14 protein-coding genes are annotated in these 14,192 nt (G+C 61.0%); 9 read left to right on the forward strand and 5 right to left on the reverse strand.

The window, feature by feature from the left end:
* Nucleotides 1–27: 27 nt before the first annotated feature.
* From TC41_RS11935 to TC41_RS11950, 5 genes are all read left to right on the forward strand, one after another.
* A complete protein-coding gene (locus TC41_RS11935) occupies nt 28–1,695 on the forward strand; it encodes a purine-cytosine permease family protein (protein WP_041695418.1) in 1,668 nt (555 codons plus the stop codon).
* Nucleotides 1,696–1,879: 184 nt separating this feature from the next.
* A complete protein-coding gene (locus tag TC41_RS11940; protein WP_014465321.1) occupies nt 1,880–2,227 on the forward strand; it encodes a hypothetical protein in 348 nt (115 codons plus the stop codon).
* Nucleotides 2,228–2,473: 246 nt separating this feature from the next.
* The gene (locus tag TC41_RS11945) at nt 2,474–3,328 is read left to right on the forward strand and encodes an HD-GYP domain-containing protein (protein ID WP_014465322.1); all 855 of its coding nucleotides are present in this window, start codon (nt 2,474–2,476) and stop codon (nt 3,326–3,328) included.
* Between the two features lie 13 nt (nt 3,329–3,341).
* Nucleotides 3,342–3,485, forward strand: a complete 144-nt coding sequence (locus TC41_RS16465) for a hypothetical protein (RefSeq protein WP_014465323.1) — start codon at nt 3,342–3,344, stop codon at nt 3,483–3,485.
* A 139-nt stretch (nt 3,486–3,624) separates the two neighbouring features.
* Nucleotides 3,625–5,757 carry an RNA degradosome polyphosphate kinase gene (locus tag TC41_RS11950; protein ID WP_014465324.1) on the forward strand — a complete coding sequence of 711 codons (2,133 nt, stop codon included), beginning with the start codon at nt 3,625–3,627 and terminating at the stop codon, nt 5,755–5,757.
* On the opposite strand, the gene TC41_RS11955 is transcribed toward TC41_RS11950, so the two are convergent.
* Together TC41_RS11955 and TC41_RS11960 are read right to left on the reverse strand one after the other, a co-directional pair.
* Complete coding sequence (locus TC41_RS11955; protein WP_014465325.1) at nt 5,758–6,273, reverse strand: hypothetical protein; 516 nt, start codon at nt 6,271–6,273, stop codon at nt 5,758–5,760.
* A gap of 12 nt (nt 6,274–6,285) precedes the next feature.
* Nucleotides 6,286–7,116 carry an SPFH domain-containing protein gene (locus tag TC41_RS11960; protein ID WP_041695420.1) on the reverse strand — a complete coding sequence of 277 codons (831 nt, stop codon included), beginning with the start codon at nt 7,114–7,116 and terminating at the stop codon, nt 6,286–6,288.
* Between the two features lie 181 nt (nt 7,117–7,297).
* On the opposite strand from TC41_RS11960, the gene TC41_RS11965 reads away from it, so the two are divergent.
* Entirely contained in the window at nt 7,298–8,521 is a 1,224-nt protein-coding gene (locus TC41_RS11965) for an MFS transporter (RefSeq protein ID WP_014465327.1), read from the forward strand.
* 16 nt (nt 8,522–8,537) lie between these two features.
* Here the strand turns inward: TC41_RS11965 and TC41_RS11970 are convergent, their stop codons facing one another.
* The 3 genes from TC41_RS11970 to TC41_RS11980 all read right to left on the reverse strand — a co-directional run bounded on the left by TC41_RS11970 (nt 8,538) and on the right by TC41_RS11980 (nt 11,019).
* Nucleotides 8,538–9,734, reverse strand: a complete 1,197-nt coding sequence (locus tag TC41_RS11970) for a hypothetical protein (protein WP_014465328.1) — start codon at nt 9,732–9,734, stop codon at nt 8,538–8,540.
* 157 nt (nt 9,735–9,891) lie between these two features.
* Nucleotides 9,892–10,287 (reverse strand): hypothetical protein, encoded by a 396-nt coding sequence (locus TC41_RS11975; RefSeq protein WP_237699934.1) that lies wholly within the window; start codon nt 10,285–10,287, stop codon nt 9,892–9,894.
* Between the two features lie 57 nt (nt 10,288–10,344).
* Nucleotides 10,345–11,019 (reverse strand): spore coat protein, encoded by a 675-nt coding sequence (locus tag TC41_RS11980; RefSeq protein ID WP_041695421.1) that lies wholly within the window; start codon nt 11,017–11,019, stop codon nt 10,345–10,347.
* Nucleotides 11,020–11,216: 197 nt separating this feature from the next.
* Here TC41_RS11980 and TC41_RS11985 point away from each other — a divergent pair, with 197 nt between their 5' ends.
* The 3 genes from TC41_RS11985 to TC41_RS11995 are packed head-to-tail and all read left to right on the forward strand — an operon-like array spanning nt 11,217 to nt 14,177.
* Entirely contained in the window at nt 11,217–11,993 is a 777-nt protein-coding gene (locus tag TC41_RS11985; RefSeq protein WP_237699935.1) for a DeoR/GlpR family DNA-binding transcription regulator, read from the forward strand.
* Nucleotides 11,990–12,979 carry a galactose-1-phosphate uridylyltransferase gene (galT, locus tag TC41_RS11990; protein WP_014465332.1) on the forward strand — a complete coding sequence of 330 codons (990 nt, stop codon included), beginning with the start codon at nt 11,990–11,992 and terminating at the stop codon, nt 12,977–12,979. The genes TC41_RS11985 and galT overlap by 4 nt, the downstream gene beginning before the upstream one ends.
* Nucleotides 12,960–14,177 (forward strand): galactokinase, encoded by a 1,218-nt coding sequence (locus TC41_RS11995; protein WP_041695423.1) that lies wholly within the window; start codon nt 12,960–12,962, stop codon nt 14,175–14,177. Before galT ends, TC41_RS11995 begins: the two co-directional genes overlap by 20 nt.
* Nucleotides 14,178–14,192 lie beyond the last annotated feature (15 nt).

A 14,192-nucleotide genomic window follows, 5' to 3' on the forward strand; every position in this document is an offset into this window, starting at 1 on the left:
ATTTCAGAGGAATTTGGAGGGGTTTCGATGTCCGTACTGCAACCTGAACGCGGGCGGCCCACGCCCAAGCGCACCTTCAATCGATGGGTGCAAAATCCGGTCCTTGAGGACTACGCGCTGCGGTACGCCCCAAAGTCGTTTCGCCGGTGGAGCGAGTGGACCGTCATGAACTCTGCGCTCGGCGGGATCGCCTACATGGCCGACTTCGCCATCGGCGGTTCCGTCGTCCTGGCGTACGGATTCGCGAATGCCGTCACCTCCATCCTGGTCGTTGCTGCCATTATCTTTCTGACAGGCCTTCCGATTGCGTACTACTCCGCGAAGTACAACATCGATATGGACCTTCTCACCCGAGGCGCGGGCTTTGGATATTACGGGTCTACGCTGACGTCCCTGGTGTACGCGTCGTTCACGTTTATCTACTTTTCACTCGAAGGATCCGTCATGGCCCAGGCGCTTGAGGAATTTTTCCACATCCCGTTGCCTGTCGGCTACTTGATCTGTTCCTTGGTCATTATTCCGCTCGTGATGTTCGGCATGACCGCTCTCTCGAAGTTGCAGGTCGTCACGCAGCCCATCTGGCTCGTGCTGATGCTTGGCCCGTTCGTCGCCATCGCGCTCCGAGACCCGTCGGCCTTCAGCCAGTGGACACACTTCGGCGGCGCTTCGGCTTCGGGCAGCCATTTCAGCCCCATCGAGTTCGGACTCGCCGCAGGCGTCACCCTCTCCCTCATCGCGCAAATCGGGGAACAAGTGGACTATCTGCGTTTCATGCCCAACCTCACGCCGCAAAACCGCAGCAAGTGGTGGTTGGCCGTCTTGCTGGCAGGGCCCGGATGGGTCATCCTCGGCGCCATGAAGCAGCTTGGCGGATCACTTCTGGCTTCGTGGATTGCGCCGACCATGGGAACGAAGGCCGCGGACGAACCCATCAACATGTACACACAGGCGTTCCATGTCGTGATTGGCAACAGCTACGCAGCCCTTGCACTTGCGACCTTCTTTGTTCTTCTATCGCAGATCAAGATCAATGTCACCAACGCGTACTCTGGATCGCTGTCGTGGTCGAACTTCTTCTCCCGCATCTTTCACACGCATCCTGGGCGCGTGGTGTGGCTGTTTTTGAACGTCGGGATCGCCCTCGGCCTGATGGAGGCCGGCGTCTTCGGCTTCTTGAACACCGTGCTCGGCTTCTACTCGAACCTGGCCGTTGCATGGATTGGAGCCGTGGTGTCCGATCTCGTCATCAACAAGGGGTTGCTCAAGATTAGCCCCTCGTACATCGAGTTCAAACGCGGCCACCTGTACAACTTCAACCCCGTCGGATTTGGCTCGATGATCCTTGCGGCGGGTATCTCCATCGCGGCGTTTTTCGGCGCGTTTGGCCCAGTGATGCAGGCGTACTCGCCATTCCTTTCGCTCGTGCTCGCGTTTGTGCTCGCGCCAGTCATTGCCATCGTCACGCGCGGCAAGTACTACATTGCGCGGGAAAACACGTTTGAGAAGTCGGATCGCCACCATGACGGCCATCGCCATTCCGAATTGCCGGCGGAATTCACCTGCGCCTCCTGCGGGTTTGAATACGAAAAGATGGATATGCTGTACTGCCCGTTCCACAAAGCGCCCATCTGCTCGCTGTGTTGCAGCCTGGAGAGCAAGTGCCACGATCTCTGCAAGGCAGGCCACGTGCACTGAGACACGCCTCAACGCGCGGCAGCGGCCCCTCCGCTGCCGCTTTTTCGCGTGCCCTTCCGAGCGAAACTCCCCGATGGCGCGATAGGAAAGCGAGAAAAAGCTTGTCTCCGTGGAGCAAATCTTGGCTATACTTAGGCTAAGCCGGTTCGATCCCGGACGCGAAGCCCTGAGGGAGGGATGTCGAGTGACGAAGAAGCCGTTTACCGCTGGATCCCTTGCGATTATCTATATCCTGGTGGCTGCCATCATCATCACCGCCTTGATGGTTCACCTGTCGACGCACCCGGGCATGGTCCTGACGGTCGTGGCGCTTCTGACCATCCTGCTTCTCGTCTATCGGATGCGAACGACGAGTGGATTCACGCAGACAGTGCACATCGCGCTCATCGTGCTCATTGCGGTTGTGAGCCTGTTCATCATCGGCCTCGGCAACGGCGGCACGCAGCTTTGGTTCTCGACGCTGTACGGCGTTTTCGACCTCCTGCTGATCCTCGTCGAAGTGGCGTTTTTGTTTCCGCGCGAGTACACCTGACGTACTCGCGCTCGTCGCGCCATTGCGTGAAAGACGCCAAGTCTTCGCCGCTTCGTCTATTGACGAAATGGCAGGCTCGTCCTTAAGCTTGAGATGTCGCACGTTGTCTACAATTGTCGTGGTCGCGGGACCATCACATCTGTCGCAAAGCGGGTGCAAACGTTGAACTTCGAGAACCAAGGGCTCACACCGTGGCTCCGAATCATGCGAGACGGCGAAGGCTTGGATAGCGCGAGTACGAGTAATATGACGATCACGCTGTTGGGGTCGTACAACGGTGTGGAATTGATTCGGCATGAGTTGAAGCGGTTTGGACTCATGGGGTTCAATTCGTCGCCCACGTCGGCACCATTTGAGGGGATCGTGTTGGTTAAGGGAAGTCTGAGGGTGGCGTACGATTCTGAGGTCGAAATAGTCGGCCCGGGTGCGGTCGTCACCATGCACCCTGTGAAGGGCGATGTGTGCATTATTGCTATGCAAGATGCAGAATTTATTTATATAAGCTCAGCACCTATCTTCGACTCGTACAGACGCGGTGTCGAGCGTTTTCATCAAATGGCAACTGAAATTGCTCAAAAAGATGGGTACACTGCGTCACACTGCGAGAGGATTCGCAAGTACTCCGTATTGATTGGCTGCGAGCTCGGTCTGTCTGCACGAGAACTCCTGTCGTTGAGTTGCGGCGCTCTTTTTCACGACATCGGCAAGACTCAAATTCCTGACGAAATTCTTAGGAAACCTGGTAGACTTACGCCTGAAGAGTTTGATATCATGAAGATGCATACAATTTACGGGCGCGACATGATGAGTTCTCCGTCGAATCCCTTTCTACATATCGGGAGCACCGTCGCTGAGCAACATCATGAGCGCTATGACGGCAGCGGTTATCCTTACGGTCTCAAGGGCGAGGAGATCTACCTCCCCGCTGCCATCGTTGCGGTAGTGGACAGCTATGACGCCATGACGTCGAAGCGCCCTTATCAAAGGCCCAAGTCGAAGCAGGAGGCTATCGACGAAATTCGGGCCTTACGAGGTAAGTTGTACGACCCACGCGTCGTTGACGCGTTTCTTAAGGTCGTAAGCACACTTGATGACTTGTGAGGAGGCACGTAAGATGAGGAAAATCAAACATCTTGTGACGACTGTGCTGGCCGTAGGTACACTTGTAACGGTATCGCCCGTCGTCGCGAATGCGGCGGTGGCTCATTCGGGCAACACGTACAGCGCAGTGCTTCAAGAACCGCAACCTGCTTCGTGAACACGCACACAACCGCACGCCCCTCGCGGGCGTGCTTTTTCATTTCCCCATTGCATTCCCCCGCCCTTTGCCGTCACAATACATCCACAACCAACTTTTCGGGCCAACCCACACCACACCCACAGGGATGGGAATCACGATGACTCTGGACCATCACGCCCATTTCATCAATCGAGAAGTGAGCTGGCTTCTGTTTAACGAGCGCGTCGCGTTTGAGGCGGCCCGCGGCGACAATCCGCTGTTCGAGCGGCTCCGCTTTCTCGCCATCTGCGCGTCCAACTTGGACGAATTCTTCATGGTGCGCGTCGCCGGTCTGAAGGACCAACTCAAGCTCGGCGTCGGGCGCCCAGACAACAAGACCGGCATGACGGCCGCGCAACAACTGGCCGAAGTGGCCAACCGAGCACACGCGCACGTGAGCCACCTGTATCGACTGTGGAACAAGACCCTGCTCCCCGCGCTCCGAAAAGAGGGCATCGAAATTGTCCAACCAAGTCAACTGACCCATGCGCAGCGCGCACACCTTGAGGAGTACTACCATCACCACGTCTTCCCGGTGCTGACGCCCCTTGCGGTCGATGCGAGCCATCCGTTTCCGCTTCTCGCGAATCGTTCGCTGAACATCGCAGTCCTTTTGGAGCCCATCGCCGTCCGCCTGCCCCACGAGTCGCCGCTGTTTGCCGTCGTTCAGGTGCCAAGCGTCCTCCCGCGGTACCTCGAGCTGCCCACGAATGGCCGCAAGCGAGTGTTCGTCCTGCTCGAGGCCGTGATCGAGATGTTCATCGACACACTCTTCCCCGGGCACACCGTGCTCGAGCACGCGTGCTTCCGCATCACGCGCAACGCCGACATTACGGTGGACGAGGAGAGCGCGGAGGATCTGCTCGAGGAGATCGAACGAGAGGTCAAAAAGCGCAATCGGGGCGCGGCAGTGCGGCTCGAAGTCCAGAACTCCATGTCGTCCGAGCTTGTCGAAACTCTGCGGGATTGGCTTGAACTCGAGGCGGAGGACATCTACGCCATCGACGGGCCGCTGGATCTCACGTTCCTCATGCGCTTCTCGGCGATGCCCGAATACGCCCACCTTCGCTTCTCGCCCATCTCGCCGCAGGTGCCGCCCGACTTCATCGGGGAAACCGGCTTGTTCGAGGCCATCGCCAAGCGGGACATCCTGCTGTTTCACCCCTACGAATCGTTCGATCCCGTCGTTCACTTCATCCATCTCGCCGCGAACGATCCGCAGGTCCTCGCCATCAAGCAGACGCTGTACCGCGTGAGCGGGAATTCTCCCATTGTCCACGCGCTCGCGCGGGCGGCGGAAAATGGCAAGCAGGTGACCGTCCTGGTGGAGCTCAAGGCCCGGTTTGATGAGGAGAACAACATCGTCTGGGCGAAGAAACTGGAGGAGGCCGGCTGCCACGTGATCTACGGCCTCGTGGGGCTCAAGACGCACAGCAAAATCGCGCTTGTCGTGCGGCGCGAAGGCGAGCGGATCGTCCGCTACGTCCACCTCAGCACCGGGAACTACAACGACAACACGGCGCGCCTGTACACGGATCTCGGCATGTTCACTGCGCGTGAAGAGTTCGGCGAGGACGCGTCGCTCTTTTTCAACCACCTCACGGGGTTTGCCGATCCGCCCGCGTGGCGGCGCATCGCGACGGCTCCGCACGGTCTGAAGGACGCGTTTCTCAAGCTCATCCACCGCGAGATCGATCACGCCCGCGCAGGGCAGCCCGCGCGGATCATCGCCAAGATGAACGCGCTGACCGACAAGGACCTCATCCTTGCCCTGTTCGAAGCGTCACAGGCGGGCGTCGAGATCGATCTCCTGGTGCGCGGAATTTGCTGCCTGCGCCCGGGGATCCCCGGCGTGAGCGATCACATCCGCGTGTCGAGCATCGTCGGGCGCTTTCTCGAGCACAGCCGCATCTACTACTTCCTGAACGGGGGCGAGGAAGAGTACTATCTCGCGAGCGCCGACTGGATGACGCGCAACATGGTCAGCCGCGTCGAAATTCTGTTTCCGGTGCTGCAGGACAATCTCAAGCAGCGCCTGAAGCACATTCTCGACGTGCAGCTCCGGGACAACGTCAACCGCTGGATCCTCGCGGCCAACGGCCAGTACGAGAAAGTCGAGCCCAGGCCCGGCGAGCCGAAGGTCGCGTCGCAAATGCAATTCTATCTCGAAGCGTGCGGCGCGGCGGACGAGACGGCGAAGGCGATTGCGGAGTCGATGATCCCGCGCACGCCCCCGCGCCTCCTGCCGTAATCAGGGCTGAACCAACGCGTGCCACCGCTCGTTCCGTGCCCGAAGCATCTGCTCGACCTCATCGATGGTCTGCGGCGAGAGCGCCTGCATCTTCTCGGCGATCTCGCCGTCCATCCGAGCGAGCTCATTGAGCAGTCCTTCATGCTCCGCTCGACCGTGAAAAACATACTCGTCCGGTGGCACCGGCGCCGACAGCGCAAGGGTCCGCACCGATTCCACACGCCGGATATAGGCTTCAAGCTCCTTCACAGCCGAGAGCGCCTCGAGGTTCGGGAACGGGTCCTCGCGCGTCGGCTGCGGAAGGCGCTTGCGGAGCGACGCCAACTCTTCCCGCAGCTGGGCTAGGTACGCGCCAAACGCCCGATCCATCGCGTTATGAAACGCAACCATCCGCTCGCGCAGGCGGAAACGTGGATCACGCATGTTCACGAACCAGGCGTTCATCCAACCCGTGAGAATTTGATTGACCGGCGTCCCTGGCGACACCGCTATGCCGTACCGCATCAGATCGCTCATCGCAACGCCTCCTCAGTGCTTGCTCTCCACTTGCGTGATGCGGTCGGCCGCGACCTGTGGATTCCCGATGAAGAACGGCTCGCCGATAGCCATGTTCGGCGCGGAAATGACGCCCTTTTGCGCCATGATCATCGCCGTGTAATACCGAACCGCGTCGATCTCCGAAAGCCCAAACGCGCGCAGCGCAATCAACTCCTTCATCCGTTCGTCCCGCGGGTACACGAGCGCCTTCACGTCATTCAGCGTGAGCCCGTAGACCGAGAGGAACTCTTGAAGGTGCTCCTTCACGAGTTCCAAAATTTCAGGCATGCGTTCATTGACGCGCTCCAATTCGGTCAGTTGCACGATCTTGTTGATGGACTGCTCGATGACCGGCCCCGCGTACCAGTTGACCTCCTTCATGCTCACGTAATGGCCTGACATCGGCATGTGCTGCACGAGCTTCAGGGCATCCTCCTTGGTGTCCACGTGGACGTAACAGCTCACGTGGTAGCCCATCTCCGCCATCTCCTTGGAATAGGCCACGCCCGACACCTCAAGGATGAGCTTCGCCCGGTTGATGTATATCACCTCGTACTGCCACGGGCTTTGGCCCCCGAAGAACGCCTGCTGGAACGCGCCAATGATGGGGCGATCCGGCGTCTGGATGACGTACTGTCCCGTCTCGTACACGTTCAAAATGGCGCCGCGCGACTTCAACACCGCGAAATGATTCGACTCCACCGTGAGCAGCGAGCCGTTGAGAATGCTGTTGTCCGGGTAGTGGTAGACCAACACGTCCGGTCCCATAATCTCCTTGCCGTCGTTGGTCAGCGTGCTGATGACTTGGCGAATCTGCGGCATCAGGCGTCCTCCCTTGTACGAACGATTTCCATTCAACGTTTTCAGCAAAATTCCTAATCATGTTAGACCCATGATACCGCCTCGCACTTAAATTGGGAACCACATTTCGATTAGCTGAAATTCGTTGCCCCGCGCCATCGAGATAGCGGTAAGATAAAAAGAAAAACGTTGGTGATGGCAGATGGAAACCTGGCAACGAAACCTGGTAGTCCTCTGGATTGGGACGCTGCTCACGTCCGCGAGCTACTCCATGGTCATCCCGTTTTTGCCGCTCTTTCTGCTCAAAATCGGGGTGCACCAACACACCGACATCTGGTCCGGCGCACTCTACAGCGCGGCGTTCGTCGCCGGCGCCATCGCGGCGCCCTACTGGGGCTCGCTCGGGGATCGATACGGTCAGAAGCCGATGATCGTCCGGGCGGGCTTTGTGCTGTTTGTGATCTATGGCCTGACGGCCTTTGTGCAACATCCGTGGGAACTCCTCGTCCTGCGCACGCTTCAGGGGCTCCTGTCGGGGTACATCCCGGGTTCCGTGGCGCTGGTAGGGAGCAACACGCCAGAGGACAAGGTGGGTTACGCGCTATCGACCATCTCCGCCGCGAGTTCCGCGGGCGGCATTGTCGGGCCGCTGCTCGGCGGCACCATCGCGCGCCTGTTCGGAAACCGCGTGGCGTTTGGGAGCGCTTCCGTGCTCGTGCTCATCTCCACCCTGCTCGCTCTCCTCTTCGTGCGAGAGATGAATAAAAAACGCGCCACGTCCCGGCCCTCGGTGCTTGGCGCCATTGGCGGGGCGCTTCACAACAAGCCCCTTCTCACAGCCCTTTCGCTCAACATGGTGGTCTCATTTTCCATCATGACCATCGAGCCGGTTCTGACCCTGTACATCGCCGAGCTCGATCCGTCCGCGAGCGCGAAGAACGCGTCGTTTCTCGCAGGGCTTGTGTTTTCGCTCGCCGGGATCGCGAGCGTAGTGTTCGCGCCGCTCTGGGGCAAGTACGCGGACCGCATCGGCTTCGCAAAGGTGCTCACCATCGGCCTCGCGGGCGGCGCCGTGTGGACCTTCATGCAGATCCCGTTTCACAACGTGATTGCATTCGCGGCCGTCCGCTTCGTGTACGGCGCGTTCTTCTGCGCGGTGTACCCGGCCATCAACGGGCTCATCGTGCGCTCGACCGAAACCACGTTTCGCGGCCGTGCCTTCGGACTGAATCAGACGGCCAACCAGATTGGCAACACGGTCGGGCCGCTGGTGGGTGGCGCCATCGCGGACGCGACGAGCATCCACGGCGTGTTCTGGGTGACCGGCGCGCTGCTCGCCAGCGTCGCCGCCGGCGCGTACGCACTCATGCGCCACCCAAGCCTCTTGCCCCGGAACGAGCAGGCCCCACACACGCCGGCTCCATAACCGAGCCGCCGCTCCATCACGCCTCGTCCTGGCCCGTGGGCGCCGCCTCGTCCCCTGCGTGCCTGCGGGCAATCTGGAGCGCCTGCAGCACGGTGTCCATGTCTTTCTTCAGCGCCTCGTACTGGCGCTTCCAGCGGTCGATTTCGGCGCGGGCGCGATCGTAGCGCGTGTTGGCGGAGTCGAGCAGCGCTTCGAGCTCGATGCACCGCTGGCGGAGATCGGCGAGTTCCCGCGCCTCCTCCCCGGACTCGTCGACAATCTCGACCTGCTCCAGGTATCGAATCAGCGCCCGCTTCGTAATCCGCTCGCGGCGCGCGCCGTCGGGCGCCGGCTCGCTAAGCGCATCGACAATTTCGCCCGCGCCTTCGGGCGCCGCCACCGCGAGCCTCTCGACGGCTTCCTCCCGCTTTTCCGCGGCCTTTGCCGCCATGCGCGTGCGCTGTAGCCCGGCGAGCGTCCGGTGCAACGTGGCCGTGGTCCAGTCTTGCGCGGCGGATTTCGCCTTTTCTTCGCCCGGCTGTGCTTCGCGCTTGTCCTCAATGCGAGAAAGCACGGCGCGACGCCGCTTTTTCCACGCCTGTTGCAGGCGCGACTTCGTCTCCGAGACGCGGCGGGACCACATGCCGAAGTTGGAGCCAAACAATCGGCCGAGCGGGCTCCCGTCCGCAGGCCGTTCCTCCACAATGTCCTCGAGCTCAAATTCCCCGCGCCGAATGGCGTTCACAAGCGCGTACAGGCACGCCTCGTGGTAGGGTCCGGCGAGATCGAAATGGCGGCACTCCTCGCAGACGAACTGGCCGAGCTTCTGCAGGAATTCGTCCGTCAGCCGAGCGGTCCGCGGCACGTGGTAGTAGACGCCGTCGTCGCGATCGTCCACCTCCAGCATGCGACGGCTGCCGAGGCGAAGCGCCGCCAGTTCCGCCGCGGCCACGTTGATGACGGGGCCCTCCGTCTCCTCGATGACGAGATCCACCCGTCCGTGCGCCTGCTTCTTCTCCCGAAGCGCCTGATAGATGTGCATGAGGAGCACATCCTCGGCCTCTTCCTCGGTATCCGGCCAGTCCTTGAGGATGAAGCTGTCCGGATCCCGCTTGGCCTCGATGAACTCGCGCGCCTCCTGCACGGTCACTTCATTCCCATAATATGTATCATAGAGCGTAATGCCGTATCGAGCGGCGACCTCGAGTGCGTCCATGCCTTTGAGCGTCTTCACAAGCGTCCCCTCGCAATGCCCGAGGCATTGCCTCGGTTTCTACATGGTTCGATCCTATCGGATTCTCCTCGACAGATAAAGCCATCGGGCCTGCGATTTTTTGGCGATGAAAAAAGCCCTGAAACCAGGGCCTCGCGGAAAGCTTCCTCGCGCGGCGTCAGGCGGTTTGATGCGCCGCGCGCAGCGCTCGAAGCAGCTTCATCCGACAGTCGGGCTCCAACCAAGGGATCTCCTCCACGACGAGGGACACGACCCGCATCTCATCGTCGCAAGCAAACAGCTTCCCCTCGATCCGGCCGTCGTCTTGCACGTGTCGAAACCACACGTACCAGCGCCCATTGTGCGCGATGACGCCAGCGACGGGATCGCGCGTCCAGATGACCTCCCCTTCGCTCAGCAATTCGTCGATGGTCTGCTCAAAGTGGTTGTGCGCACGGTCCAGAATGTCCTGTCTGCCGAAGCAGTACGCCACCATCTGATCCACCGTCGACAGCATCTCGATCGACTCCTTGCGCGAGAGATCTGGAAGGCGAAGGTCTCCGAAGACCAGCATACGCGCGATTTCTCGAATCATGATTGAAAGCAGGCGGCCCCGCGCGGGCCGCCCAACTCATTGGACGTTCGGCGCCTGCGGCATGCCGGGCTGCGCCATCCCCCCGGGCATTTGGTACGAGTCGATCATCGTCTGCGTCGTGTTCTTCTGCAGCGTCGCGACCTGGTAGTCTCCCTTTTGATTCATGTAGGCGAACAGATCGTACGCCATGCGGTCGCACAGGCTGGCGCTCGTCATGAGGAACGTGCGGAACTGCGGATTGGCACATTCCAGCGCGAACATGGTGCACATCATTGCGCCGAACTTGTGCAGGTTCAGCGCGACGGCGCAGATGGCGCGATCGGACGGCGCCTGCGCCTGCAGGTTAGGTGCAGGATACGTGGGATGGCGAAGCCCCAGCTTGGGCTGCGTGTGCATCGACGTCTGGTATCCCTGTCCGCCCATGGGGCTGTTGGTCTGCAGGACGCGCACGCCCTCGACGTAGTGTTGCTCCATGGCCTGCGCCTGGCGTTCGAGCAGCTGGCGCACCTGAGGGTCCTGCGCGTGATGCGCGAGGAAGTTCAGGACCTCGGCGTTCGCCGACGTGGCCTGCAGGACCTCGTTCATCCCGATGATCTCGTGCGCACCAAAGGGCGCGTTGGGCGCATTTTGGCCCTGCCCCTGCGATCCCGCCTGGGCGTTCGGCATCATGTTGCCCTGCATGTGAGGCTGCATGTGTGGCTGCTGCTGCATGACTCGACCTCCTAAGGTGAGTATGGTGTCGTCGACCTTAGGATGCGCAGGAAACGCAACCGTATGTACGCCAGCCGTGGCAAGATGCGCCGCTTCGTCACGAAATATCATATGATGAAAATATAGAGGCTATGTTATGATAAACTTTGATCAAAGGGCGCGAGGTGAGAGGGGTGTACCCAAAGGAGCGACAGCGTGTGCTTTTGGAACTGCTCGCGCAGCATGGCTTCGCGTCGTACCGCCAGTTGGCGGAGAAGCTCGGCGTGTCCGAGATCACGGTCCGTCGCGACATGAAAGCGCTCGAAGCACAGGGCCTCGTCGAGACCGCGTTTGGCGGCGGCCAGGTGGCGCGTGCCGCCCGCGAGCTGCCGTACACCGACAAGCGCGTTCTCCAGATCCCGGAGAAGATGGCCATCGCCAAGGCCGCGCTTCGGCAGATTGAATCCGGCATGACCATTGCCATTGCCGCCGGCACGACCACGTGGGTCCTTGCGCAACATATCGCCGGCTTTCAGAAGCTGACGTTTCTCACCAACTCCGTGAATGTCGCAACCGAGTTGAGCAAGAACGGCTACAGCGACATCTTCCTCACGGGCGGCCAGTTTCGAACGCCGAGCGACGCCCTCGTGGGCCCCGTGGCCGAGCAGATGATCCGCCAATTCCGGGCGGACATTCTGTTTGTGGGCGCAAGCGGCCTGCACGTCGATCACGGCCTGTCGACGCCCAATGTGCTCGAAGCCGCGGTCAACCGAGCGATGATGGAACGCGCCGCACGCGTGGTGGTGCTCGCCGATCACACCAAATGGGGTGTAGAGTCGCTCATGAGCTTCGCGAAACTGAACGAAATCGATGCGCTCATTACGGACCGGTGGCCGGGCGAGGCGGAGGCGACCGCCCTCGCGGACTGCGACGTGGAGCTCATCGTCGCCGATGCGCCGAACGCCGAATCCTCCCATCGAGGTGATGCCCAATGACCGAACTCCGATACAACCCGCTGTTGCGCGACTGGACCATGGTGGCGTCGAATCGCCACAAGCGCCCGAATCTGCCGAAGGACAACTGCCCATTTTGTCCTGGCTCGGGCAAGGTGCCGGACGACTACGACGTCCTGGCGTATGACAACGACTTTCCCGCGCTGTCTCCGAATCCGCCGCAGCCGGACGACGTGGCGACTGAGCTTTATCGCGTTGAACCCGCTTACGGAAAATGCGAAGTCATTTTATACTCGAAGGAGCACACCACGACGCTGCCCGAACTTCCGGTGGCGCACATTCGCAAGCTCGTGGATCTGTGGACCGAGCGTTTTCGGGATCTGGCCTCGAATCCACGTCATCAATATGTGCTCATCTTCGAGAATCGCGGCCCTGAGGTCGGCGTCACCATGCCACACCCGCACGGTCAGATCTATGCCTACCCGTACGTGCCGCAGAAGCTCAGGGTCGAGATGGAGTCGTTTGCGGCACACCGGAAGGAGACCGGCCGCTGCCTCATGTGCGACATCAACCGTGAGGAGGTCGCGTTTGGCAAGCGGATGCTCGAAGAAACGGAGCACTTTTACGCGTACATCCCGTTCTTCACGGACTACCCGTACGGCGCGTTCATCGCGTCCAAGCGGCACGTCGGCAGCCTGCTGGAGTTCACGGACGACGAGCGGACGGATCTCGCCCGCATCCTGAAGCGCGTCACGAGCGGCATGGATGCGCTGTTTGACCGCGAGTTCCCGTACATGATGGTGCTTCACCAGAGCCCTGTGAATCAGGCGGAGCCCGTCGACTTTCACTTTCATATCGAATTCTACCCGCCGCTGCAGACGGCCACGCGCCTGAAGTACCTCGCGTCGTCGGAGACGGGGGCTTGGGCGCCGTGCAACCCGATGGCGGTCGAGGCGACCGCGCCGCAACTGCGGGAAGCGATTCAGAAACGAAAGGAAGCGAACCGACATGTCGATCCCCTGGCCTAATCTGATGGACCACATCCTCGCCTTTTCGCCCGGCGACGCGCGCGAACTGCGGGCGTACTTCGCGCCGGGGCGAGTCAATCTCATCGGCGAGCACACCGACTACAACGGGGGCTACGTGCTGCCCGCCGCGCTCACGATGGGCACATGCCTCGTGGTGCGCCCCCGCGCCGACCGCCGGTTCCGATTCGCAACAACGTTTTCGAATCACGTCGTCGAGGTGGACGCGGACGACGTGCGGTTCCGCCCGGAGCAGGACTTCGCCAACTATCCCCTTGGCGTGATCGACGTGCTGAGCCGCCGAGGCGTGGAAGCGCCAGGCATGGACCTGTTTTTCTTCGGGAATCTCCCGATTGGCGCTGGCCTGTCCTCGAGTGCATCCGTCGAGGTGGTCACCGCATTCGCCATCAGCGACCTGACGGGCGCCGGGCTGGACCGCGAGTCGCTTGCCGTGATCGCGCAACAGGCGGAAAACGAATTCGTCGGCGTCAACTGCGGCGTGATGGACCAGTTTTCCGTCGCCATGGGCAAGAAGGACATGGCGCTTTCGCTGAACTGCCTCACGCTCGCGTACGAATGGGTGCCCGTGCATTCAGAGGGGTATCGCCTGGTCATCGCCAACAGCAACGTGCCGAGGAAGCTCTCGGGATCGAAGTACAACGAGCGGCGCGCGGAATGCGAGGCGGCGCTTGCTATTGTGAAACACCGGTTTCCGGACGTTCAAGCGCTCGCGGAAATCGAGCCAGGCCAGTGGCCCGAGGTGGAGTCGCTCCTGCGCGCGGAGGGCGCGCCAGGATTCGAGGCGGAGATCCTCGTCCGCCGTGCGCGGCACGTCGTCATGGAGAGCCACCGGGCGCGGGAGGCCGCGCGCCTGTTGGCAGATAGGAACATCGAAGCGTTCGGTGAGCTGATGAACGCGTCGCACCAATCGCTCCGCGACGACTACGAGGTGACTGGTGAGGCACTGGACGCCCTCGTCGAAGCCGCGTGGAGGGCGGAGGGCTGCATCGGATCGCGCATGACGGGCGCAGGCTTCGGCGGATGCACTGTCAGTCTGGTTCGAGAGGATGCGGTGGAAGCGTTCACGAGGCACGTCGAAGCAGCGTATCAACGCGCCACGGGCCGCAGTCCCTCGTTTTACATCACCGACATCGGCGACGGCGTGCACGCGGTTCCCGCGCTGGACGCGCTGGTGCGCTGACGGAAGAAGCATCCC

This window comes from Alicyclobacillus acidocaldarius subsp. acidocaldarius Tc-4-1 (genome assembly GCF_000219875.1).
Taxonomy (GTDB): Bacteria; Bacillota; Bacilli; order Alicyclobacillales; family Alicyclobacillaceae; genus Alicyclobacillus; species Alicyclobacillus acidocaldarius_A.